General features: G+C 43.7%; 19 protein-coding genes and 1 pseudogene. 9 read left to right on the top strand and 11 right to left on the bottom strand.

What is annotated here, in order from left to right; all coding sequences use genetic code 11:
• Window positions 1-540 precede the first annotated feature (540 nt).
• Both IQ276_RS12610 and IQ276_RS12605 read left to right on the top strand, forming a co-directional pair.
• The gene (locus tag IQ276_RS12610) at window positions 541-858 is read left to right on the top strand and encodes a hypothetical protein (protein ID WP_193914462.1); all 318 of its coding nucleotides are present in this window, start codon (window positions 541-543) and stop codon (window positions 856-858) included.
• A gap of 313 nt (window positions 859-1,171) precedes the next feature.
• Window positions 1,172-2,899 (top strand): succinate dehydrogenase/fumarate reductase flavoprotein subunit, encoded by a 1,728-nt coding sequence (locus IQ276_RS12605; RefSeq protein ID WP_193914460.1) that lies wholly within the window; start codon window positions 1,172-1,174, stop codon window positions 2,897-2,899.
• Window positions 2,900-2,907: 8 nt separating this feature from the next.
• Here the strand turns inward: IQ276_RS12605 and IQ276_RS12600 are convergent, their stop codons facing one another.
• The 3 genes from IQ276_RS12600 to IQ276_RS12590 form a co-directional block, all read right to left on the bottom strand.
• Window positions 2,908-3,306, bottom strand: a complete 399-nt coding sequence (locus tag IQ276_RS12600) for a helix-turn-helix domain-containing protein (protein WP_193914458.1) — start codon at window positions 3,304-3,306, stop codon at window positions 2,908-2,910.
• The gene (locus tag IQ276_RS12595; RefSeq protein ID WP_193914456.1) at window positions 3,290-3,589 is read right to left on the bottom strand and encodes a type II toxin-antitoxin system HigB family toxin; all 300 of its coding nucleotides are present in this window, start codon (window positions 3,587-3,589) and stop codon (window positions 3,290-3,292) included. The genes IQ276_RS12600 and IQ276_RS12595 overlap by 17 nt, the downstream gene beginning before the upstream one ends.
• A gap of 164 nt (window positions 3,590-3,753) precedes the next feature.
• A complete protein-coding gene (locus IQ276_RS12590) occupies window positions 3,754-3,894 on the bottom strand; it encodes a hypothetical protein (RefSeq protein ID WP_193914454.1) in 141 nt (46 codons plus the stop codon).
• A 14-nt stretch (window positions 3,895-3,908) separates the two neighbouring features.
• On the opposite strand from IQ276_RS12590, the gene IQ276_RS12585 reads away from it, so the two are divergent.
• Window positions 3,909-4,868 carry a protochlorophyllide reductase gene (locus IQ276_RS12585; RefSeq protein ID WP_193914452.1) on the top strand — a complete coding sequence of 320 codons (960 nt, stop codon included), beginning with the start codon at window positions 3,909-3,911 and terminating at the stop codon, window positions 4,866-4,868.
• 1,016 nt (window positions 4,869-5,884) lie between these two features.
• On the opposite strand, the gene IQ276_RS12580 is transcribed toward IQ276_RS12585, so the two are convergent.
• The gene (locus IQ276_RS12580; RefSeq protein ID WP_235115620.1) at window positions 5,885-6,028 is read right to left on the bottom strand and encodes a hypothetical protein; all 144 of its coding nucleotides are present in this window, start codon (window positions 6,026-6,028) and stop codon (window positions 5,885-5,887) included.
• Between the two features lie 35 nt (window positions 6,029-6,063).
• On the opposite strand from IQ276_RS12580, the gene IQ276_RS40605 reads away from it, so the two are divergent.
• The 3 genes and pseudogenes from IQ276_RS40605 to IQ276_RS12560 all read left to right on the top strand — a co-directional run bounded on the left by IQ276_RS40605 (window position 6,064) and on the right by IQ276_RS12560 (window position 12,767).
• A complete protein-coding gene (locus IQ276_RS40605; RefSeq protein WP_303818469.1) occupies window positions 6,064-11,379 on the top strand; it encodes a putative Ig domain-containing protein in 5,316 nt (1,771 codons plus the stop codon).
• A gap of 28 nt (window positions 11,380-11,407) precedes the next feature.
• Window positions 11,408-11,861 (top strand): annotated as a pseudogene (locus IQ276_RS40950) (DUF29 domain-containing protein).
• 285 nt (window positions 11,862-12,146) lie between these two features.
• Window positions 12,147-12,767: a TMEM165/GDT1 family protein gene (locus IQ276_RS12560; protein WP_235115619.1), complete on the top strand. Its 621-nt coding sequence runs from the start codon at window positions 12,147-12,149 to the stop codon at window positions 12,765-12,767.
• A gap of 123 nt (window positions 12,768-12,890) precedes the next feature.
• On the opposite strand, the gene IQ276_RS12555 is transcribed toward IQ276_RS12560, so the two are convergent.
• A complete protein-coding gene (locus tag IQ276_RS12555; protein WP_193925374.1) occupies window positions 12,891-13,784 on the bottom strand; it encodes a tetratricopeptide repeat protein in 894 nt (297 codons plus the stop codon).
• Between the two features lie 424 nt (window positions 13,785-14,208).
• Here IQ276_RS12555 and patR point away from each other — a divergent pair, with 424 nt between their 5' ends.
• Window positions 14,209-15,222, top strand: a complete 1,014-nt coding sequence (patR, locus tag IQ276_RS12550) for a heterocyst master regulator PatR (protein WP_235115618.1) — start codon at window positions 14,209-14,211, stop codon at window positions 15,220-15,222.
• 128 nt (window positions 15,223-15,350) lie between these two features.
• On the opposite strand, the gene IQ276_RS12545 is transcribed toward patR, so the two are convergent.
• On the bottom strand, window positions 15,351-16,520 hold the full coding sequence (locus tag IQ276_RS12545; protein WP_235115617.1) for a homocysteine biosynthesis protein: 1,170 nt from the start codon (window positions 16,518-16,520) through the stop codon (window positions 15,351-15,353).
• A gap of 95 nt (window positions 16,521-16,615) precedes the next feature.
• Entirely contained in the window at window positions 16,616-16,804 is a 189-nt protein-coding gene (locus IQ276_RS12540; RefSeq protein ID WP_190883213.1) for a hypothetical protein, read from the bottom strand.
• A gap of 371 nt (window positions 16,805-17,175) precedes the next feature.
• Between IQ276_RS12540 and IQ276_RS12535 the strand changes: the two genes are divergently transcribed.
• Entirely contained in the window at window positions 17,176-18,057 is an 882-nt protein-coding gene (locus tag IQ276_RS12535) for a DUF4231 domain-containing protein (protein WP_193919407.1), read from the top strand.
• Between the two features lie 558 nt (window positions 18,058-18,615).
• Here the strand turns inward: IQ276_RS12535 and IQ276_RS12530 are convergent.
• The 3 genes from IQ276_RS12530 to IQ276_RS12520 form a co-directional block, all read right to left on the bottom strand.
• Window positions 18,616-19,362, bottom strand: coding sequence for a DUF7873 family protein (locus IQ276_RS12530; protein ID WP_193919405.1), 747 nt, complete (start codon window positions 19,360-19,362; stop codon window positions 18,616-18,618).
• A gap of 315 nt (window positions 19,363-19,677) precedes the next feature.
• Window positions 19,678-20,826 (bottom strand): AI-2E family transporter, encoded by a 1,149-nt coding sequence (locus IQ276_RS12525; RefSeq protein ID WP_193919403.1) that lies wholly within the window; start codon window positions 20,824-20,826, stop codon window positions 19,678-19,680.
• 90 nt (window positions 20,827-20,916) lie between these two features.
• Window positions 20,917-21,108: a hypothetical protein gene (locus IQ276_RS12520; protein WP_190883237.1), complete on the bottom strand. Its 192-nt coding sequence runs from the start codon at window positions 21,106-21,108 to the stop codon at window positions 20,917-20,919.
• A gap of 465 nt (window positions 21,109-21,573) precedes the next feature.
• Here IQ276_RS12520 and ftsH point away from each other — a divergent pair, with 465 nt between their 5' ends.
• The gene (ftsH, locus tag IQ276_RS12515; RefSeq protein ID WP_193919401.1) at window positions 21,574-23,481 is read left to right on the top strand and encodes an ATP-dependent zinc metalloprotease FtsH; all 1,908 of its coding nucleotides are present in this window, start codon (window positions 21,574-21,576) and stop codon (window positions 23,479-23,481) included.
• Between the two features lie 112 nt (window positions 23,482-23,593).
• Here ftsH and IQ276_RS12510 read toward each other — a convergent pair whose 3' ends face one another.
• On the bottom strand, window positions 23,594-25,192 hold the full coding sequence (locus IQ276_RS12510; protein ID WP_235115616.1) for an Hsp70 family protein: 1,599 nt from the start codon (window positions 25,190-25,192) through the stop codon (window positions 23,594-23,596).
• Window positions 25,193-25,327 lie beyond the last annotated feature (135 nt).

Here is a 25,327-nt window from a genome sequence, read left to right as displayed (position 1 = left end):
ACTATTATATTTTTTGTCTTTTAGAGCAAAGCCTCTATTTATAGAAGAAGCAATTAGGAAATTACTTAAAAATTTAGGCAAAAGCTTAGCCTACGTCAACATCGAGCGCTCTTGGTCTTTGATTGAATGATTGAGCAAGCTGGCATTTTTGCCGTGACTTGAAGCTTGGTTGTTGTAACTCTAACTTCCCATGTAATACGGTTGATTCTGGTGTTGAGACTCAACAGAAAAATTGTAAACACTCAATAATTAGCTATTAGCGATCGCTTATTCAGTTATCCCAGAGAGTTCGAGCAAGCGACAACTATTCAATGGCTGATTTCAGTTCAGGTTTAAATCTGTAACTTAGACCTTACCAGGACTGACGCAAGTGACACATATATTTTCTGGTATGGAAGCCAATCTCAGAATTTTCTTTATGTAACAAAAAAAATCAAGTATGAAGTTATATTACGAACTTTGCAAAAATATTTAGAAATTGTCTACAAGCCAAACATGGCTCTAAGGTAGAACCTATAAGAGAGACTTGAGGCAAATGTGATGAGCGGAAATAATATTCAAAGCTATCGGTATGTCTGTACCCTGACCTTTGGTGATATCTACGGTCAAATAATTGTTTGGTTAATTACAATTACTCTAAGTTTGGCATCAGCCTTGGCGCTAATGGGTGCTAAGAAACCGGTGTACGCTTTAGCAACAGTAGGTCTCGTCGTTCTGCTATCGCTGCCTTTCTTGCTGTTTGCGTTTGTGACTACATTGTTAAATCATATTGAAATGGTTCCTATAGAACCTGGAACCAAAACGGAACCTATCCCAGGGAATGTGTCTCAGCAAAAACCTGTACAACTAGCTAGCTAGCATAGTTAGGAGTCATTCAATTTTGGATTTTAGATTTTAGATTTTAGATTTTTCCTTGAATCTAAGATTCGTCTTGGAAAGTTGAGCCACTGCGGTCTTTGGGGTCTTCCCCATAAGCAAGTCGCATCTGACTCTAAGGAAGTCTGAGCCTTTGATTTTTAACTAACTTCAAAATTTGTAATAACATCCCTGTCTATGGGCAGGGAATTTTTTTGTAGAGATGCATGGTTAAGGCAAGAAGTGGTGTAGTTCAAAAACACTTGAATTGGGTTTCTACAATAGAACAGCAGTGGTTTGCAGTCGGGGACTAATTATGCTGGAACACGATGTGATTATTGTTGGCGGTGGATTGGCGGGATGTCGCGCTGCTGTGGAAATTGCCCGCACCGACCCTAGTTTAAATATCGCTGTGGTTGCCAAAACCCACCCGATTCGCTCCCACTCGGTGGCAGCCCAAGGTGGTATGGCTGCGTCGCTGAAAAATGTCGATTCCGAAGATAGCTGGGAAGCACATGCTTTTGATACTGTCAAGGGTTCTGACTATTTAGCAGATCAAGATGCTGTGGCAATTCTCGCCCAGGAAGCGCCAGATGTAGTAATTGATTTGGAACACATGGGCGTTTTGTTCTCGCGGTTACCCGACGGTCGTATTGCCCAACGGGCTTTTGGCGGACATTCCCACAACCGCACTTGCTACGCGGCAGACAAGACTGGTCACGCAATTTTGCATGAATTAGTTAACAACCTGCGGCGTTATGGGGTGCAAGTTTATGAAGAGTGGTACGTGATGCGCCTCATTTTAGAAGAGGGGCAGGCTAAGGGTGTGGTGATGTTCCATTTGTTGGATGGGCATGTTGAGGTTCTGCGGGCTAAGGCAGTGATGTTTGCTACTGGCGGCTATGGCCGCGTTTATAACACCACCTCCAATGATTACGCTTCTTCGGGTGATGGTCTGGCAATGACTGCGATCGCCGGTTTACCCTTAGAAGATATGGAATTTGTCCAATTTCATCCCACTGGCTTATATCCGGTAGGAGTCCTGATTTCCGAAGCAGTACGCGGTGAAGGGGCGTATTTGATTAATAGCGAAGGCGATCGCTTTATGGCTAACTACGCACCCAGTCGTATGGAACTAGCTCCTCGTGATATTACCTCACGGGCGATCGCTTATGAAATTCGCGCCGGTCGTGGTGTCCATTCTGACGGTAGCGCTGGCGGTCCCTTTGTTTATCTGGATCTGCGACACATGGGTAAAGAAAAAATTATGAGTCGCGTTCCCTTCTGCTGGGAAGAAGCCCATCGACTAGTAGGTGTTGACGCTGTAACTCAACCTATGCCAGTACGCCCGACAATTCATTATTGTATGGGTGGTATCCCAGTAAACATCGATGGTCAAGTCCGCAGTAGTGGCGATGGCTTAGTTGAAGCTTTCTTTGCCGCTGGGGAAACAGCTTGTGTTTCCGTACATGGGGCGAATCGCTTGGGGAGTAATTCACTTTTGGAGTGTGTAGTTTATGGTAAACGGACTGGGGCGGCGATCGCCCAATTTGTGCAAAAACGTAAATTGCCCTCTGTGGATGAGCAACGCTATCTCAAAGAAGCCCAGCAACAAATCCAAGCTTTGCTAGAACAACCAGGAGAGTATCGCATTAATCAAGTTCGTGAAGCCTTCCAAGATTGTATGACTGAGTATTGCGGTGTTTTCCGCACTGAGGCATTAATGAGTGAAGGGTTACAAAAATTAGAAGAAATCCAACAGCGATATCCACAAATTTATTTAGATGACAAAGGAAGTTGCTGGAATACGGAACTTGTGGAAGCCTTAGAACTGCGAAGTTTAATGGTAGTGGGACAGACAATTTTGGCATCAGCCCTAAATCGCCAAGAAAGCCGCGGCGCACACTTCCGCGAAGATTATTCCGAGCGAGATGATGCTAACTTTCTCAAACACACAATGGCTTACTATTCACCAGCGGGAATTGATATACAGTATCGACCTGTGGCGATTACTATGTTTGAACCAAAAGAGCGGAAGTATTAGTGAGAAGCTTAGATGAATAAGGTAGGTGAAACTTTGAAGTAATCACCAAGTATTTTGGCTTGTGCTTTACTAATTGAACGTTTACCATTTACTACTTCAGACACCACACCGCTCGATCCAATAACCCCTACCAAGTCAGCTTGACGAGTTCCACTTGCTTCCATAATGTGTTGAAGTATCTCATGAGGCGCAGACACATTCATTGGGTAATTCTGTGCTTCATATGCTTCAATTAGGTTCACTAGCAACTTGTGTAAAGTTCGCTCCTCAAGAGTACGATTTTTCGCAAAAGTTAGACGCTCTGCAACTTTTAATATGCGTTCGTATTCCTCTTCCGTTTCAATCAATTTGGGAGCTACTTCAGCTAGCAGATTGCTATAAGCAGCCTGGTCAAAAGTAAGGGTCATTCTTCCATTTACCTCTATCGTATTCGGCATGTGTGAGAAAGTATTTGTAGTAAACTACTTGGTCGTCATAATCAATCCCAACAATCAGGCGATAATCATTACCCTTAATGTTGAAAATAGTGAAATTGCCAACCGCTTCAGCATCTCGGTAAATCTTACGAACATCCTCCAAGTTCTGCCATTTTGCCTTCTGAACAGTTACATACCAGTTATCGATTTGCTTCTTAACATCGGAATACTGAGCCGCATCAGTGCGAAGATTGCGAATTGAAATTATATGCATATCTATTATCTATAATATGGAATTTAATCATTGACAGTATAGACAATAGATGTATAAAAAATAAGAGAAAAAGCGAAACAAAATCACAACTCTCGAAGCAATTAAGTGCAAATCCTGCTAGAAAAATGGATACTCTTTAATACTCTCAAAACGAGAGTAAAGCGTCAATAGTCTCTAGTTGCTGAGAGTGAGGGTTGAAATAATCTGTTATTTAGTGACAAGCGATCGCCAACCATAACACCTGGAACAATCAGAGGTGGTAACTCAGTGATGTAAAATCCTGAAGATAGAAAAAGGTGATTCATAGAGTCTCAATAGAATGGCACAGGATAGGAAATCAACAGTTGTAATCACCGGCGCTTCTTCGGGGGTCGGTTTGTACGCTGCAAAAGCTCTTGCCCAAAGGGGATGGTATGTGGTGTTGGCATGTCGGGATTTAGCAAAGGCACAACAAGCTGCCCAAGCTGTGGACATCCCTTACAACAGCTATACCAGCATACATATTGACCTTGGCTCCTTAGAAAGCGTTCGACAGTTTGTGAAAAACTTCCGCGCAAGTGGCAACTCCATAGATGCTTTGGTGTGCAACGCGGCAATTTATATGCCCTTAATAAAGGAACCATTACGAAGTCCAGAAGGTTACGAGTTAACTGTTACCACCAATCATCTTGGGCATTTCCTTTTGTGCAACCTTTTGTTAGAGGATTTGAAGAAATCATCTTCACAGCCAAGGCTGGTGATTTTGGGAACTGTTACCCACAATCCAGACGAACTCGGTGGGAAGATTCCGCCGCGTCCAGACTTGGGCGATTTTCAGGGCTTTGCAGAGGGATTTAAAGACCCAATTTCGATGATTGATGGCAAGAAATTTGAACCAGTCAAAGCCTACAAAGACAGCAAGGTATGCAACGTGTTGACCATGAAAGAACTGCATCGGCGCTATCACGAGTCAACCGATATAGTTTTCAGTTCTCTTTATCCGGGATGTGTTGCAGAAACGCCGCTATTTAGAAACCACTATCCCCTGTTTCAGAAACTTTTCCCATTATTCCAAAAGTACATCACCGGGGGATATGTGTCTCAGGAGTTGGCAGGAGAACGGGTTGCTGCGGTGGTTGCCGATCCTGAATATAATCAATCCGGTGTTTATTGGAGTTGGGGAAATCGGCAGAAAAAAGATGGCAAGTCCTTTGCTCAAAAGGTTTCTCCTCAAGCCCGCGATGATGAAAAAGGCGATCGCATGTGGGAACTAAGTGCAAAGTTAGTTGGACTTGCATGACCAAATAAGAGACTTCCAATTAAAAACATCCCATCCCTGCGGGACGCTCCGCGAACGTAGGGTAGCACAGCTGTGCTACCCGAAAAATGTAAAAATAATTTGTGATAATTTATTTTTTGGAAGTCCCTAAGACTTGGCGTTACTCTTGTGCATGATTCATAGATTCATCAATCCACTTTTTTGAATGAATCGATTATGTGCAGGTAAGTAATGATTGAGGTGATTATTAAATCACCTCTCAATACGGTTCGGTTAAGCCAAGAGACGCGATAAATCGGCGTCTCTACAATAATCATTCCTTCGTAGAGACGCCGATTTATCGCGTCTTTGGATCTAGAATTTTCATCAAAAAACCTTAATCGAACTGTATTGAATCACCTCTAACACTATTTCACTAAAACCCTGATACATATAGATTTCGCGTAGGGGCACGGCATTGCCGTGCCCCTACCAACGTATTTGTATCATCATTAAAGTGAAACGGTATAACTTTATTGATAGCTTTATTTAATTTCCACTCCTTGGTGTAAGCTTTAACCCTGACATAATCTTCAGTAAAAGCAGAGAATATCCGATGATAAATTGGCGATAAAATCATAAATAGCATAGTCTAATACATGCAGAATTTTCTAGATATGTAGGTTTTTCTAGAAAGTAGAGAATAATATCTTATTTACCGGATTCGTAATTCATTTAAGTTTCCGTTCAACTAATTGGAGTTATCAAAAATAAAAAAACACATTTTCGGCTCGAAAAACATGCATTCATGTATGGGTTAATTACAAATTATAGTGACGCTAATTCGCCCCTGTTGCACGTCATGTTTTAGGGCGCTGATACTGAAAAATTGTGCTGCTTCCTGCTTGTTCATAACAATGCCATCAACTACTATGCTGCACCATATAGATATTTAGCTATTTTGAGTGCTTAATAAATTAAACTAAATCGACTTTATATAAATAGAATATAAAATTCAACATATTTGCTGAGGCTGTTTAATTTTAAAAAAAGCGAAGCTAGAGGACTAAGCGATCGCAACTTTTGAGGGAGGCGTTCCCCCGCTCAGAGTTTTCTCTAAATTCTGACTTCTTGTCATCAAATTCTGTTGATTGCTCGCCAAAACAAAAGTGAAAGGCTAATGCTTTTTTCACCTGGCTCATAACGTCTAAATTTAATCTTTCTAAGGAAGTATTCAATGGATAGTAGTAAACAAATTCTCACCCTCTCCCCGGTTGAGTCACTTGCTGTGTCAAATTTGTTGCCGCAACGGCTAGGTTCTGCACCACTGTTGGTGGTGTTTGATTGCCGGGTGTCTGATCTGGAAGTGCTTTATCAGGGGTTAGTGCCGGGGGCGATCGCCTACACGCTGAATCCTCAAGACGATGCGCTGTCGGTAATCACGCAATTGCTGACAGGAACGGGCGCAAGACAATTGGCGATCGTGGCACACGGCGAACCTGGTGTGGTTTATATCGGTGCTAGTCCTTTGAATCGAGAGCAGGTGCAGATGCGATCGGCACTGTTGCAGGAGTGGGGCGTTGAGTCAATTTCGCTCTATAGCTGTGAAGTGGCGAAGGGAGAGAAGGGGCGATCCTTTATCTATCAGTTGAGTGAGTTGACAGGCGCAACGGTAGCAGCTTCGACTACGGCGATCGGCAGTACAGCCCTCGGCGGCGATTGGCAGTTGGACGTGAGGACGGGTAATAGCAGCAACTTAATAGTGTTTGAGACAACAGCGATCAAGTCATACTATGCAGTACTTGCGAACTTTTCAGCTGGAACCTTTGCTGAACTACAAGCCGCAATTAATAACGCCAATACTCAAGCAGGTGACGATACCATTACGCTCACTAGCTCTATTCGCTTGACTACACTATTGCCTCATATCAATAGCAATATCTCTTTTGTCGGCAACAATTACTTTTTGAGCGGTGATGCTAATAACAACGGCTCCAACGATACTGGAGATGTTCAGCTTTTCTTCGTTGACAGTGGCACTGTTAGCTTCAACAACCTAACCCTCAGAAACGGTCGGGCTGCTGGTGGAAATGGTAGTAATGGCGGTGGCGGCGGTGCGGGCATGGGTGGCGCACTGTTTATCAACAACGGCAACGTCACACTCAATGGCGTTAGCCTTGCTAACAATACGGCGATCGGTGGTACTGGTGGTTCTGGTTTTTACTCAGGAGGCAGTGGCGGTAGTGGCGGCAACGCTGGCTATCGAAGCTATCAAGGGGCTTTCTATGGTTATTACTACTACCCTGGGGTTAATGGTTATGCGGGTTACTCTGGTGGTAGCGGTGGTAACGGCGGTGCCGGAACTGTTGGTGGAGCTGTCGGCAGTGGCGGTGCTGGCGGTGCTGGCGGTGCTGGGGGTTATGCTCCTACCTACTCCTCCGGTGGTAGTGGTCTTGTTGGCTCTTCAGGTAGTGCTGGTGGTACAGGTAGTTTTGGGAATGGTGGCGGTGCTGGGGGTAGCGGTGGCGGCGGCGGCGGTGGCGGCGGCGGTGGCTATGGTTATACCGGCGGGAATGGTGGAAATGGTGGAAATGGCAGTGCTGGAGGAACGGGTGGCTTTGGTAGTGGTGGCGGCGGCGGCGGTGGCGGCGGCGGTGGCGGTAGCTGGGGCGGCTACTACGGTAGCCAACAACCTCTCAGTGGCTCTAGCGGCTACGGTGGTAGCGGTGGCAGCGGTGGCAGCTTTGGTGGTTATGGAGAGAGTGGCTCAAGTGGTTATACAGGAGCGGGTGGTGGCGGTGCAGGATTAGGTGGTGCTATCTTCGTCCGCTCTGGTTCCCTGTCCATGACCAATACTGCATTTTCTTCTAACTCCGCCTATGGAGCAAGCGGTCAATACAGATATTATTCCGGTGGTTACTACTACCAAGTCAGTGGTAGTGGCAGCGGTGCGGGCGCTGCGATTTTTGCGAATGGAGGAGCTACCGTCAGTGGTACTGGTGTTACCTTTTCCAATAGCTATGCATACACCCCATACATCTACGGGGGCTACTACGGGGGCTACTCTGATTACAGTAACTTCTATGGTGCTGTTAGCATCACTAATGCCAATCCAGTTCTAGAACTTTTAAGTTACTACAATCCTCTCTACTCCGAAAACGGTTCGCCTGTTACGATCGCGTACTCACCTTCTGTCAGCGATTTTGATTCATCTAATTTTAGCGATGGCACCCTCACCGTTAGTTTTACTGAGAATGGCACAGCAGATGATCGTCTAGCTATTCACAATCAAGGAACTGGAAGTGAACAGATTGGTGTTTCTGGCAACAGCATTACTTACAACGGAGTAAATACCATTGGCAGCTTTACTGGAGGTACAGGCACAACGCCACTCACTATCACCTTCAATGCTATTGCTCAACCTTGGATGGTTAGTTATTTGATTTCAAATATCACCTTTGCCAATGTTTCTGAATCGCCTTCTACCGCGACTCGCACAATTCAATTCACTCTCACAGATGGAGATGGCGGCAGCACTAGTGCTACAAAAAACTTGACTGTTTCTGCAATCAATGATGCCCCGACCCTAGTAACAGAGATCGCTGATCAAACAGCGACAGAAGACACTGCCTTTAGCTTTGTGGTGCCAGCAAATACCTTCAGCGATGTCGATGCAGACGATGTATTGACCTACAGTGCCACATTAGCGGATGACAATCCACTTCCTGGGTGGCTCACCTTTAATGCAGCTACTCATACCTTTAATGGCACGCCTAACAATGCCAATGTTGGCAGTCTCAACGTTAAAGTCACGGCAACGGATGGCAATGGATTGACTGCAAGTGATGTGTTTGAGCTTGCGATCGCCAACACCAATGATGCCCCAACAGTGGCGAATACCATTGCTGACCAAACAGCGACAGAAGACACCACCTTCAACTTTACCCTACCAGCAAACACCTTCAGCGATGTGGATGCAGGAAATAACCTCACCTACAGTGCCACCTTGGAAAATGGTAACCCACTTCCCAGTTGGTTGACCTTCAACGGCACTACCTTCAGTGGTACTCCCACAAATGACAACGTTGGCAGCTTTAACATTAAAGCGATCGCCAGTGATGGAACGGCAACTGTCAGCGATATTTTTACACTGACAGTGGTTAATACCAATGATGCCCCAACAGTGGCGAATAGCATTGCTGACCAAATAGCGGCAGAAGACACCACCTTCAACTTCACCCTACCAGCAAACATCTTCGCCGATGTGGATGCAGGAAATAACCTCACCTACACCGCCACCTTGGAAAATGGTGACCCACTTCCTGCTTGGCTGACCTTCAACGGCACCACCTTCAGTGGTACTCCCACAAATGACAACGTTGGCAGCTTCAACATTAAAGTTATTGCCAGTGATGGAACGGCAAGTGTCAGCGATGTTTTTACACTGACGGTGGCTAATACCAACGATGCTCCTGTGGCTGTTAATGACAGCATCACCACAAACGAAAACACACCTATTATCATTAACGCTACTACTCTCCTGAGCAATGATACAGATGTGGATGTCAGTGACGTATTGAGCATTACTGCCTTGACTCAACCTAGCCAAGGAAGCTTAGTTGACAATGGTAACAGTACTTACACGTATACCCCTTTTCAAAACTATTATGGGTCTGATGGCTTCACTTACAGCATCAGTGATGGGCAAGGAGCCAGCAGTACTGCCACTGTCAACTTGACCATTAATCAAATCATTAGTGTGATTAATGGCACTTTAAGTGCAAACAACCTAACTGGTACGGAGAATAGGGATATCATCTCCGGATTCCAGGGCAATGACACCCTCAAAGGGCTAGGTAATAACGACACCCTGGATGGCGGTGATGGAAATGATTCCTTAGATGGTGGTGCAGGAGATGACAGTCTCATTGGTGGTAAAGGTAATGACATTTATACTGTAGACAGCATCGGCGACACTATTATTGAATCCGCCAATGCAGGCACAGATTTAGTCAAGTCTTCCGTGGGTTGGGTGTTGGGAGCTAATCTAGAAAACTTGACCCTGATTGGAATCGAGGCGATCGATGGTACTGGTAACAGCCTTAATAACATCCTCACGGGAAATACTGCCGCTAACATCTTGAATGGAGTTGATGGCAATGATAGCCTGATTGGTGGTGACGGCAATGACACCTTGTTGGGCGGTGCAGGCAATGACACCTTGGATGGAGGTTTGGGATCTGACAGTCTCAATGGCGGAGTTGGCAATGACACTTACATCGTAGACAACCCGAACGATGCGATCGCTGAAGGCTTAAATGCAGGCACAGATTTAGTCAAGTCTTCTGTGAATTGGGTGTTGGCAGATAACCTGGAAAACTTGACCCTGACTGGAAGCACAGCAATCAATGGAACTGGTAACAAAGAGAATAACATTCTCACGGGAAATACTGCCGCTAACACTTTGAATGGAGTTGATGGCAATGATAGCCTGATTGGTGGTTCTGGCAATGACACCTTAATTGGTGGTTCTGGTAATGACACCTTAGATGGTGGAGTCGGTAATGATAGCCTTGATGGTGGAGCCGGCAATGACATTTACACCGTAGACAGCCTCAACGATACGATTACTGAAGGCTTAGATGCAGGCACAGATTTAGTCAAGTCTGCTGTGAGTTGGGTGTTAACAGATAACCTAGAAAACTTGACCCTGACTGGAAGCAAGGTAATCAATGGTACTGGTAACAGCCTGAATAACATCATCACAGGAAATAGTGCAGCTAACATCTTAAATGGAGTTGATGGCAATGATAGCCTGATTGGTGGTTCGGGCAATGACACCTTGTTCGGTGGTGCAGGTGACGATGACTTGGATGGAGGTGCGGGAATTGACAGTCTTGATGGTGGAGTCGGCAATGACACTTACACTGTAAACAGCGTCAGCGATGCGATCGCTGAAGACTTAGATGCAGGCGCAGATTTAGTTAAGTCTTCGATAACTTGGGTGTTGGGAAATAACCTGGAAAACTTGACTTTGACTGGAAGCACAGCAATCAATGGTACTGGTAACAGCCTCAATAACATCCTTGTGGGAAATACTGGTGCTAACATCTTGAATGGAGTTGATGGCAACGATCGCCTCTTTGCTAACTCAGGCAATGATACCTTGGATGGAGGTACTCTTGACGATGTACTCAGCGGTGGAATTGGTCGAGATGTGCTGACTGGTGGAACGGGGCGAGATAGCTTCAACCTGGCTGATACCCGCACCGGAGGCTATGATACTATTACTGATTTTACTGTTGGAGATGATACTATATCCATTTCCAAAGCAGAATTTGGACTGAGCCAATCTCAAGATACGATACTAGATTCGAGCTTGTTCCGACTTGGGACTAGTGCAACAACATCTGGCGATCGCTTCATCTACAATCAAACTACTGGTAACCTATTCTTTGATAAAGATGGAGTTGGTGGTACAGCACAAGTTCAAATCGCCCACTTCTCGAACCAGGTAATGCTTACTAATGCAAATATTACTGTGATTGCCTAACTTTTCCAGACTACAATCACCATTTCCTATGGAAACTGCCATGTCTTCCCTAAAGCCGCATTCCCAAACACTCTATGGAATTGACTATTTGCAATGGATAGAAACAACTGTGGAAAAATTGCAAAGTCAAGACTACGCGAATGTCGACTGGGAGAACCTCATAGAGGAAATTGCCGACATGGGAACGAGTGAACGCCGGAGTCTCAAGAGTAATCTGATTGTAATTCTAGTGCATTTGCTCAAATGGCAATTCCAACCGGAAAAGAGAAGCGGTAGCTGGGAAGGAAGCATCATTGAACATCGTAGACGTGTCAAATGATTCCCCCAGTCTCAAATCCTATCTTGAGAGCATTTTTACGGAGTGTTATACACAAGCGGTTAAGCAAGCAAAAGCTGAAACTGGTTTGTCAGTGGAATCCTTTGCTGTGAACTGTCCATATCAACTGCCAGAAGTCACAAATGATGAGTTTTTACCTCCGTAACCACTGAATCCAACTGCATGTTTTCAGTTATCTGCCGCCTTGACTTGTACTTGAAATAGATGTATAATCAGACTCGCATAGAAGGGGAGTAGCTGCTGGCAAAAAATTAAAAAGCCAGTACATCTGAATCAACATACTGGCGATGAGCCTGGTTCAGGTGGCAAGTAATAAATATTTGAAAGCGAGACCTTCACTAAGTTCACACCGAAAAGTGTAAACTTGGTGAGGTCTTTTGGTTCTCATCAAGCTTCACATCGGTAAACGATTCTTCAGGAGCTTGAGAGAGTGTTAACAGCTTTTACCGCAGGTTTGTTATTAATTACAGTTTCAGAACTAGGCGATAAAACATTTTTTATTGCTGTGATTTTGGCAATGCACCACCCCCGTAGGTTGGTATTTGCAGGAGTGACAGCTGCTTTAGCCGCGATGACAATCCTTTCGGTGCTATTTGGACAAGCAGCGTCTTTATTGCCAAAAGTTTATATTCATTATGCGGAAATAACTTTGTTTATCGCCTTTGGTCTCAAACTGTTGTACGACGCGAGTAAAATGTCTGCCTCTAGTTGTGATACTGAAGTTGTAGAAGAGGCGGAAGCTGCGGTGAAACAGGCAGATTTGCAGCTACCAAAGCAGAAAAGTTCCTTAGCAATTTTAATAGAGGCTTTTGGATTAACATTTATGGCAGAGTGGGGCGATCGCACTCAAATTGCCACCATTGCCCTAGCAGCCGGGAATAACCCAATTGGAGTAACCACAGGTGCAATTTTAGGACATGCTATTTGTGCAGCGATCGCTGTTATCGGCGGCAAAATGATCGCTGGTCGCATTTCCGAGCGTCAACTCACCCTAATTGGTGGATGCCTGTTTTTGGTCTTTGGTATCGTTGCTGCCATTGAAGGAGTGTGAGGGGACTGGGGCATGGGGATTGGGGACTGGGGATTAGGGAGATGAGGGAAATGAGAGAGAAGGGGAGAGAATTACACCCCATCACCCCATGCCCAATCCCCAATCCCCAATCCCCAATCCCCATCACTTAGGTTTACTTTCCGGTGAAGATGCGCTAGGTGCAGCAGGATTAGGAGCCGAAGGAGTAATTGCAGCTTTGTTAATTTCGTCTCTGTATTGAGCAGGTGCTAAAGCTGCGGCACTATCAAATAAAGGTTTTGCTTGTGCGTTTTTGCCCTGTTGTTTCAGGAGCATTGCTTTTGCGACAACGGGGCGAAAATCCTTAGGATCTTTCTTAATTGCTTGGTCATATGCAGAGGCGGCTTGGGCGTAGCGTTTCTGGGAGGCGTGAACAGAACCTAACAGCACTTGCACAGCAACTGTGTCGATGCTTCCAGGCTGATTTATATTTGTTTGGGCTGCCTGAGTGAGGGTTTCTTGCAACAAACCAATGGCTGCTTCGGGGCGTTGCTGACTCATCAACAGAGCCACCATTCCTTGTAAAGCCTTCAAATCACCAGGTTTAGTGTCTAAAACCGAGCGATAAGCTTGGGCGGCTCCTTCGCGATCGCCTATTTGCTGTTTGGCTTGAGCCAGCAACACTGCGTATTCTGACTGTTCGGGATTCAGTTTCGCAAGCTTTTCTAGAGGTTCAATAACAACTTGAATATCAGATGGTTTAACCTCACCTTTTTCTTTTTGACTGAGTAATTGTAGCCGCGCCTCTAATAGGCCTTTGAGCGCAGTTTGATTTTCTGGTTCCCTTTGTAAAACCAGTTCATATCCCCGTACTTGGTCTTCTAGTTTTGATTTTTGGTCAGAGGAAGTTAAACTGCCTCTGGTGCTAGGGTTATTCTGGCTTGAAGATGGCGTATTATTAAGCGCTCCAAATATGGGAATCACCGAAACACCCACAAAAGCAAGAATTGCCAGCACCAAGATAACTTGAACTACCCAGCGATTGCGCGGTTGAGACACAGTTTTGTCTTTCTCCTGAATTCTAATGACATTATGATTTAAATTTGTTGACGCTCCTACCCCTAGAAGGAGTACGGCTCTCTGCTCAAAGTTTTGTAAAGTTAAAAATTTCCAAAACTTTGCGGAATATCACCCATTGCCTGTGAATTTTATAACAATTAACTATCCACACTGCTAAAGTAAGTGATGACTTTAGGAGGAGCCGTCAGAATTGTAGCTATGATATGCTTCCGAAACTAGTGTCTGGGCGCTAAATTAGACTTTTAGTGTTTACACACTAAATTTAGCGCCTTTAGGATTGTGTAGAGTACTCTGGTGTGACTTTGTGAAAAGTAAATATACTTTCATCAGCCGCACAAACGCTCTTTCCAGCTGCCTTTGTAAAATCCCACAATGGGATGTGTCTCCGCCGCAAGGAGTTTTTATGAATTCCGACCTGATGCCGTTGCCTGAACCTTCTAATTCTTCTGCCTCTAACCAGGGTCTCAATAAAATAGAGGCAGCCGCTAATGTTAATACAGTAGCAGCCCTGTCCTCTAAAGTTGAAAATTCCCCTGCTAACTCCACCGAAACTGACTCAAATGGGAACTTAATTAATCGACAACAACCGATTCCGCCTCCCAGTGAGCCGATGCAATATCGAGCGATCGGCTTAGTCCGAGGCCGTTATCACGCTAGCAGCGAACAATTTACCCAAGGTACACTGCTGACCCCAGATGGTGTAGAACTCAACGCCGTCCTTTTAGGGCGGATTATGAGCCTAGTCAAGAATCACCTAGACTTAGAGAAAGAACATTTGTGGGTAGTATATCCACGTACAAGACAAGAAAATGATACTTTGCACATCCAAATCGTTGGAGTTTGGGAGCCAGAAAATCTGGCTAAGAACTTTATAGATGAGGACGAGCCAGACTCGGAGTCACAAGAGGTAGAAACGCCCGATGATGGCTTATCCGAAAACTCTGAACTCAATACAGATGCCCTGATACCCTCATCAGAAATTGCAGACGGTGGCTTTTCTGTTCGTGGTGAGGTAGTATACCAGTCTTTTGATGCTAAGAGCTTGGTAGTCAAAATTAGGCAAGCTCCACGCAAACCAACTGACAAACCCAAATATTTTAAGTTGAAATTGAGGGGTGTGCTGACCACCAAAGCAGTGGGAAAATTCTGGGACTTTCAAGCCAAACGGGAAGCTGATGTTTTAGTCGTAGAAAAAGCTGAGGCGATCGCTGATTTGCCCAAAAAACGCAAACCAGGATTTAAAGGAGCTCCTCGTGGTGGTGGTGGTAGAAAACCATTCCCACCCAGACGCGGTAGCGACACCCCCCGTCCCATCAAAAAAGGCAGCGCAGGCGGCGACACCCCTATAGTGTCAAAACCTATACCCAAGACACCCACTCCTAAGCCCATCAAGCGACCGAAACCACCCCAAGAGTAGGGCATGGGGAGATGGGGAGATGGGGAGATGGGGAGATGGGGGGGACAGGGGGACGCTCTGACGCGGAGAATAACTAATACCCAATCCCCAGTCCCCAGTCCCCAATCCCCAATCCCCAATCCCCAAGATCAAAAATCCGTCCAACGATCTTGGGGTAGAAAAGAACGCTCCATCGGAATTGGAGAAACTGGTTCTGTAAGGGTAAATTTACCTGCTTCAATCCATTGTTTTAACTCTAGGGCAACTTGCCTGGAAAAAAACAAACTCGCTAAGGGGGCACAGCGTACTGCTTTGCCCTCGATGGTAATCCGGCCAGATTTAAGTTGGGCGTAACTCACTAAACCAAAGGTGGGACGGACACGCCGGGGAATGGAAAAGTCTACTATTGGGGCTACTAAGTCTTGATCTTGTACGGCACAGTGTTCAACTACTTGTTCATTTAATACAGGAAGTGGTATACCAACGCCTAACATCAATGAAGGCCCGTAACTTTTGAAGTAGCAACCCCGCACCCAATGAGCATCCATTTGCTTGGCATCCCCAATTAAAGCTAGAGTAGCAGCAGGCCCGATGGGTGTGCGATTGGCTAAACGCTTTTGTAAGGGAAAGTGCTGAGTGCCTTCCCAGGCGACATAGCCAACACCACCGCCTAAAAAAATTCTTGTACCTATACCAACGAGTTGTAAATCGGGGTCGTTGAGTAAGGGGGAAATCGCACCGGGATTAGAGTAAACGGCATTCCCCAGACGTGGTTGTAAAGGCCCCAAGTAAGTGAAAAGTGGGCGATCGCCACCATTCACACCAACAATAAAATTTTGATAAAGATTACGCGGATTAAATAAATAAAACTGATTGATTGTTTGACTAGTAATTGTAGTTTCAAATGTCGCTCTGGGGTAACAATCTGTTACTTGTCCTTGCGCTCTGACGTGTATGGGTTTGCCGGCGATCAAATCTTCGATCACATGACCACCGCCGCGTTCTCGGACTTCTTCGCCATCCATCGCTTCCACAGCACAACTGGCACCCAAATATAAATCTACTGCTCCAAAACCAGAGTAAGCTGGAACGCCATCTAACCAGCAACGGCGAATTTTTATCGGGGGGTCAGTGTGCCCAAGATTGATAATTGCACCACTTGATTCCATTGGCTCAAAAGTGCCAGTGGTAATGACATCAACTTCTTTAGCAGCTTTAGTAACACCGATTTCGATAACTCGTGCTTTTAATTCTTCGGTTGTCAACACTACCGCACGTTGGCGGCTAATTTTGTCGTTAATTTCTGCAATTGTTCGCATCTTAATTGGGACTTGCGCCTTTTATTGTCTTCTTTTATCAATGACAGACTCTGAGATGATTTCCTCTTGAAATAGTTGTAAAACTCAAGTTTTTTTTAAGGCGCAGGCCAGCCAAAAGCCATACAACAAGCTGATAGCCTATTGTTGGACTCGCAAATGCCATTGGGGGCGATCGCACGCATGATCTTCACAAGACCGTAACTATCATGACGATAGACAATATCCAAAAGTAAAATTTTTAACTCAAATCCACACAACGCAGCTAAGTATCCTGTCCTAGCCATCCTCTAAAGATCCGTAAAATTACTACAACAAAAGTCTTGATTTATCAATCAAATGTATGTATGGTTAGGATTGACTACAGTCAGTGGACTTAAATCATTTTACATCAACCCAAACAAACACTTATGGTTTTTGTCAAGCATTATTAAAGCAACTGGGCAAAGGCAAAGTGGGATTTAGATGGCAAATGTATGGAAGTTTTAGGGAAAGTAGAATGCATCTACAAGCAAAGTCAAACTTGAAATCTCTAGGAAGCGACTTTTAGCTGCTTTGTGGCGAAATTATTCTAACTGATACCCTTTAAAAGCAATTCTACTAATTGCTGTTTTTCCTCTTACTACATTTTACCCGTTAATGAACTGAGTAACAGACAATGACTACTTCTGAATTAACTAATCTTGAACAGAAAAACCAAAGTCCAATTTCTGATAAAGTTGAAAATTTATCTTCTTCAGCAGAAGAAAGAAAGTTATTTACCTTAAAGGTAGTTGAGTATTTATTACTTGCTATTTTTGTTTCTGCCGTTCTATTTATTAATTTTTTCTCAACCGATAAAACAGTAGTAATTTATGGAGTAATATCTCTAACTTTTTTGTTCTTTTTGTTATTAATCAATCGACAAGTCTTTCAAGATTCTAAAAAATTGGCTGACAGATCCGAACTGTCTAGAAAAGCTGAACTATATACTTACCTATTGGCTAATAATAACTCTTGGAATCAAAATACTCTGACTTTAGCTAGAGGCAAGGCTTTACAATATTGCCAAGACTTAATTGATGATTATAAAAGAATTAGGGGTGTATCAAGGAACCTTTACTACAGTTTGCAAATAGCAACAGTTATTTTATCAGGGGTCACACCAATTTTAGTTCTAGTAGACAAATTAGAATCAGGACAACCTTGGCTAAAGTGGCTCCCTGTTCTCTGCCCAGCTCTTGCTTCCATACTTGCCAGTATAGTTACCTCTTTTCCTTTTCAAAAGAATTCTATTGCTGCTAACACAGCCGTTGAATTGTTAGAAGCTGAACAAGAGAAATTTATATTGGGAGTAACTCAACCTTATCGTTGCTATGATGTGTCTGACGAAATCCAACAGCAACAAAAAGCAAGTCAGGCACTAGAATACTTTATTGTTCAAGTAAATAATATTCATCTCAACCAAGTGCAACAAACGGGCGAGACGCAATCAGAGAAAACAGAATCGGCATCATCCAATGAGTCAGACAAAGAGGCAACTAATCAGAAACAAGCCTAATGAATTGATTTTACTTAGCTATTGTCTGTCGTTAAAGTAGGTTGTGTTGAGTGAAAGCCAAACCCAACAAAATGTTCAGGATGTTGGGTTTCGTTCCTGAACCCAACCTACGCAAAATCAGGTTTTTAGTTTTAGTTTAATCAATTGCTGAAAATTGAAATCCCCCAAGCAATGTCCATGCCTGGGGGTTGATACTAAAAGCTTAAAACTTTCAGTTGTTGTTTCACAATTTCTACCTAGTTAATTTCCGGTTCCTGCAAATTTAATCTTTAAGTCGTGGTGTTTTACCGCTAAACTACCAGGTCAAATATTTGGAGACCCGGACGAGATTTGAACTCGTGTACCGCTGACATTAATTCACAGGGGTTGATGCAGAAAGTGAATTTTTAACATGAGCTTGGAGCAATAGCCTAAGACTAAATATGATCTTGATTGTGTCGAGGAGTGCCTTTACCTTTTGGCTATCCCTCGGTTTAATTAATTAAGTCGAGGGAGTAGGACTCGAACCTACACATTTTCCTATAGACACTGAAACTAAACTTGCGCTCCAAGACTATTTTACCTGAATGTTGAGGGTGCAAACAAGTAGCCAAAGATTGAGCGGGCAACTTGATTGTTTTGAGTAACTTCTAAACTATTTGCCTGTTCTCTAGCAAAAATTACCTCTTGCATCAGTTTATCTACTCGCCGTAATAATTCATTCTGTCTAGCTTGGGAAATTGCGCCAGAAAATTTGACTGTTCGCCAAGTTCCTTCTGGCACATCTTCAGAAGATTCTTTCACCTGGGCAGGATGTTCTTTTGTGGCTTCATATAGCACCACTGGCTTGACTATTTTTTTGGTCTTGGTGGTGTATTTCGGTTCCGTAGCAAAGCATTCTTGCTGTTGGTCATAAACCCAAGATTCGCTAGTATCCAAGATGGGTAGCGTTGAGATAAAGGTTTTGATATCAGCTAATTGCTTTTCCAAAAACAGTAGATAAGAAACTGGTACTTCTCGTAAAATCGTAGTTCCATCAACTACTATATCTGCTTTGGCTTGGGCGTTAGCCCAGTCTTGGGTAGCACATAAGTTAAATAATTCTGTACAAGCTTGCTCAAATTGAGTCAGCAAATCCTCTGCTTTCATTTGCAGTGTTTGATTTTCTGGAGGATACACGAAACCATCTTCTGCTACTGGCTGGAATGTCCGGCAAATCCCCTGAAATATTGTATTTTTTTGAATCAGATGATAAACACTTGTTTTTGCTTTTGCGCTATTGGCTTTAACAGTTTGTAAAACTGCTATCACTTGATTAAGTTTCAACTTTTACCCTCCAACATCTAGTAATCAGCTTTGATTTTTGAACTTACAGCAGAATTCAGAATTAGAATAGGCTATTGACCTAGCTACCAGAACTAGATGATGTAAGCCACTCACTTGAAATAAGCTGTCGCGCATTTAATTTGCACAAGTAGGGCGGGCAAGATGCCCACCCCACAAGAGATTCATTTTTTTGAGGATGCAAATTAAAAGATTTTTAGCTCATGCTGTATTGGCCTAGTGAATAGAGAATCACTTTTTGGGAGTTTTATGAAGTTTTTTCACACACTCAAATCGGAGTCTTATATCTATCAATTATTAATCGTCTTTGGTTAAAGTGTCATCAATTGGTCGCTCTCGATCAATAGCTGGAGTTTCTGTTGTCCAAGGATCATCTAGTTCAGGAGATTCAGAAACCATAACCAACTCAGTTTCTTGTCGATGTTCATTACGCCATTCATCTAAAACATCTTTAATCAATACTTCTTGCACCCAAATTTTAGCGACAACGGTTAAAGGTAGTGCGAGAAATAATCCTAAAAAGCCAAAAAAAGTGACGAAAAATAATTGGGCAATTAAGGTGACAGCTGGTAGCAATGAGACTTGATGCGCCATGACAACGGGCGTGATGAAATTACTCTCAACCTGTTGAATAATAAAGTAGAGAATCAAAACAGCGATCGCTTTCCAAGGTTCATCCAAGAGAGCGATCGCCATTGCTGGTAATACACTCATCGTCGGGCCGAGGTTGGGAATTAAGTTCAAAAATCCTGCCAAAACCGCCAAAGCAAGTGCTGCTTTGATACCCAAAACTGATAAGCCAACTACACTCATCAATCCCACTACACCCATAGCAATCACAGCGCCTATCACCCACCCCCCCAAAGAAATTTCGCATTTAGTTAAAATCCCTTCCACCCGTCGCCGATAAAATGAGGGAAAAAGCCGCACAAAGACTTTGCGGTAAGCTACGGGGTCGGCTAATAACATTCCTGTTAAAACCAGCACTAGTAAAACCTTGAGGACAACTTCCAAGGAACCAGACACGAAGGCGAAGGAGTTTCCTAATAGCCGATTTACGAAGGGCTGTGCTTGTTGGATCAGGCTGTTGAAATCTGGAATGTAGGGAACCAACTCAGCAGGTATGCGGGTTCTTAGACCGTCAAGCCAACTATTAAAGCGCCCAAACCCTTCGGGAACCCGATAAGTTAATTCTTGAAACTGCTGTGCAAAAGGTGGCACAATTAGCCAGAAAAAACCCACGATTAGTGCAAAAAAGATAGCGACTGACAACAGGACAGCGAATCCGCGCTTCATGCCTGACCGTTGGAAGCGTTTCGCTAGCCGATTTAAGGTGGTGGCTAACACAACAGCGGCAAACATCAGTAAAAGTACTTCCCGAATTTGCCACAAAATGTATAGAGAAAGAACGATCGCAATTAAGCCGATCCATTGACCCAGGTTCACAGGCTGACTCCCAACACTTGGTGAGATGCAATTTTGTTGTAATTCAGCTAGGTTAGCTGATTTTAATCACTAGTGCCTATATAGTTGAAGTTAACTTTGTTTGTATGCTTGGAATCGCCACAGTAGAGCGATCGCCATAATCCCACTCGGCAATAAAACTATAATTAAGGCATTAGTTGCTGTTGCCGAAATTGATAGACTTGGAGCAATGTACTTAATTAATGCCGATATCAAAGCCGAAAGTAGAAGTAATTTCAGAACAAATCCTAGCTGATTTTGCATAACAGTACGGTAATACACATTTTTCTGTTGGGTATACACGAATTTAGACTGCACCATCTAGTTTCTAGAATAGAAACCAAGAGATATGAATTCAGGAGTCAGAATTCAGAAGTCAGAATTCAGGAGTCAGAATTAGAAGAGACTTTCTGCCTAGCTTTGAGACTGAGATAGTGTAGTTCAGTAACTTGAAATCTACTGTAAAAGTCTTTCTTACCTATATTTTTCACTTATAACTGCCAAAATTCCTAGCAGCTTAATTACTACTTAAGCATTTGTTGGATTAACTCATATAGTATCTTTTGATATGTTTTTGTGTAATCTGACACAATCATAATTTTTTCATCTTATGATTTACCGAAAAATTGGGTCTAAAGCCAAAAGAGTCATTTGTCATTTGTCCTTGGTTATTTGCAAAGGACAAATGACTAGGGACAAATGACAAATTTAAATTGAGGGTACATCAAAATGCCTGTTGAAACTAATAACAAAAGACCCATTAAACCGCCCAAAGTTCAGCAGTTTAGTAGCAGTTTCATAACTTTACTAACGCTGTTGTTATTACTGAACTTTATTGTTCCAAGTTTTTTTAGATCGGGAATGCCACAAGTTCCCTACAGCACTTTTCTGGCTCAGGTAGAAGCCGGAAAAGTAGATCGAGCAATTGTTGGTAGCGATCGCATTGAGTATACCATCAAAACTCAAACTCCAGATGGCAAACCGAGCGAACAAGTATTCACCACCATACCAGTAGGTATCGATCTAGATTTGCCGAAAATACTCCGTCAGCATCATGTTCAGTTTGCAGCACCACCGCCAAACCAAAATGCCTGGATTGCTACTTTACTTAGTTGGATTGCACCGCCATTAATTTTCTTTGGGATTTGGGGCTTGTTAATGAGTCGCCAAGGAGGCCCCGGTGTACTTACCGTGGGTAAAAGCAAAGCTAGGATTTATTCAGAAGGTAGTACTGGCGTCAAATTTACTGATGTAGCTGGTGTAGATGAAGCCAAGGCGGAATTAGAAGAAATTGTTGATTTTCTGAAAAACGCTGGAAAATATACCGCACTGGGGGCAAAGATTCCCAAAGGTGTGCTGTTGGTGGGGCCTCCGGGTACTGGTAAAACACTACTAGCAAAAGCGATCGCGGGTGAAGCTGCTGTTCCCTTTTTCAGTATTTCTGGTTCGGAATTTATCGAACTGTTTGTAGGTGTTGGTGCTGCACGCGTCCGGGATTTGTTTGAACAAGCCAAAGAACAAGCTCCCTGTATTGTCTTTATCGACGAGTTAGACGCGCTGGGTAAATCTCGCGGTGGTGCTGGGCCGATTATGGGGGGTAATGATGAGCGGGAACAAACCCTCAATCAGTTACTCAGCGAGATGGATGGCTTTGACGCCAACACAGGCGTAATTATCATCGCCGCCACCAACCGTCCAGAAATTCTCGATCCGGCTTTACGCCGTCCTGGTCGATTTGACAGGCAAGTTGTCGTCGATCGCCCTGATAAAATTGGTCGAGAAGCAATTCTCAAAGTCCACGCTAAAAACGTCAAATTGGCTGATGATGTCGATTTGAGTACCATCGCCATCAGGACTCCTGGCTTTGCTGGGGCAGATTTAGCCAACCTTGTAAATGAAGCCGCACTCTTAGCCGCACGGCGAAATAGCCAAGCCGTGACAATGGCAGATTTCAACGAAGCGATCGAACGTCTGGTGGCTGGCTTAGAAAAACGCTCCCGCGTGTTGAATGAGACTGAGAAAAAGACCGTCGCTTATCACGAAGTTGGCCACGCTATTATCGGTGCCTTGATGCCTGGTGCTGGTAAAGTTGAAAAAATCTCCGTTGTACCTCGTGGTGTTGGTGCTTTGGGTTACACAATTCAGATGCCAGAAGAAGACCGCTTTTTGATGCTCGAAGATGAAATTCGCGGTCGTCTTGCTACCCTTTTAGGTGGACGTTCTGCCGAAGAAATCGTTTTTGGCAAGGTATCCACTGGTGCTACAGACGATATTCAAAAGGCTACTGAGTTAGCCGAACGTGCTATTACTCTTTACGGAATGAGCAATAAACTTGGGCCAGTGGCGTTTGAGAAAATTCAACAGCAGTTTCTTGAAGGTTATAGTAACCCACGCCGTGCTATTAGTCCCAAGGTGGCTGAGGAAATTGACCGAGAAGTTAAGCAAACGTTGGATAATGCTCACCATATCGCCTTGAGTATTCTGCAATATAACCATGAGTTATTAGAGCGAACCGCAGAAGAACTGTTGCAAAAAGAAATTTTGGAAGGTTTAGAACTGCGGGAATATATTAGTCAAGCAAAAGTGCCGGCAAAAGTCGAAGAATGGTTGCGGACGGGTAATATCATGTCCGGTTAATTTAGTTATCGAACAGAATAGAGGGAAAAAAATATTCCATAGTAGGGTAGCACAGCTGTGCTACCCGAAAAATGTACAAATAATTTGGGATAATTTATTTTCTGGAAGTCCCTTAACTCAACTGTGCCACAAGTTGATTTTCTAAAAGTGTGTCATTAGTTAACAAGTCCTCAACGGTAATTCGCAAAAAGCGTTGCTGATCAACTTGAAAGAAGATTTTAACGCGATCGCTTCCAGGATATCCGCTTGGTGTCAGTTGGGCGATTGTTCTGGCGCCTTCTCTGTCGTTGAGGGGTTTGACGGTGGTTTCCCTACTCTCAAGGCGGCGAGTAATTAAGCGATCGCCATCAAAATAAACTTCCGTATTACCTGTATCTGCTCCCAATTCTCCCATAATTAATTCAATGCTGGGCTGATTCTCCACTGAAGCGCCTAAAACTAATTCCACTGCCTGACTCATGGGGTATGGCTGTCCAGCTTTAATTATCGGATGCCAATGATGGCGTTGATTGCGACGATCCCAGTAGCGGATACCATAACTATGGTAGAGAAAGTCTTTGATTTCAATGCCTTGGGCGATTTGTAATGCACCTTGGGCGATCGCTTCAAAGGGACGTTCGCAACGGATTTTGTCTGGCTCAAAATACTGTTTAATCCATGTCTGCACTGCCGGCAATTGTACAGTTCCACCAACTAACAAAACTGCATTAATATCTGCAATTTCTATCCCTTGGCGTCTTGCTTGTTGCAACAGTGTCGTCATCGATTCATCTAATAACTCAAAAAATGCGTGTTCTTTGAGGACATTTTCAAAACTGTCGCGGTTTAATTCCAGTTCATAACTTTCAAATGTCTCATCGTCAAAATAAACTTCACTGGCTTGATTTTGAGTTGATAGCTGAATCTTTACCCGTTCTGCCAATCTTGTTGTCAAAGGACTCACCGCCAACCCTTGAGTTTTGGCAAAGTAATCTACTAACCAATTATCAATATCAGTACCGCCTAAATTCTGCCCAGCTTTCGCCAAGACACGGGCTGTTTTAACTTTTTGTTTGGAATCTTCAGCTAAGGATTTATTACCCCATTTCAGCAGAAATCCCACGGGTTTTGTAGTCGCTTGCACGCCTTGATTTAACTGCACAAGAGACAAATCCAAAGTACCGCCACCAAAGTCAATTACCAAGAGAATTTCTCGATCTGCTAAGCCATAACCCAAGGCTGCGGCTGTGGGTTCATCCAGCATTCGCACTTGTTCAACATTCAGGGACTGACAAACTTTTCCCAACCAATGACGATAGGCTTCAAAACTATCTACAGGTACGGTTAACACTAGAGAATCTAAGCCACCTTCTAGGGGTGCTAGTTCTTCAATCACCTGGGTAAGAAACCATTGCCCTACCTGCTCAAAGGTGACAATTTGTCCATCTAATTCAGGTAAGAAACCTTGAATATTTGCACCGATACCGCGCTTGAAGCTGCGGAAAAATCTAGTTTCGCCTTTGAGGTCAAGACCGCGATCGCGTACTTGTTGACCTACTAAGATTTTACTTTGTGATGCGTCTTCAACATAAACTAGACTCGGAATCAGTGGCGGATTGAGACTTTGTTTAATTGATAAACCTGGTAGATTCAGGGTTTCTGGTTGCTGGGTTACAGGGTTCCAGCGAGCAATGACTGTGTTGCTAGTACCAAAATCGATTGCGATCGCCATATTTTATCAAGAAAGAATTCAGAACTCAGAATTCAGGAGTCAGGAGTCTGACTGGCTGTTGAGCAAATAGTGAAATATTACACTAAATCTTTGATTTAGGAATCAACAAGACATTGGTGAGTCGTACTCCAAACT

It is taken from the genome of Desmonostoc muscorum LEGE 12446, from assembly GCF_015207005.2.
Lineage (GTDB): Bacteria > Cyanobacteriota > Cyanobacteriia > Cyanobacteriales > Nostocaceae > Nostoc > Nostoc muscorum.
The sequence above is the reverse complement of the archived record's forward strand: the minus strand, read 5'-3'. Positions and strand labels throughout refer to the sequence as shown.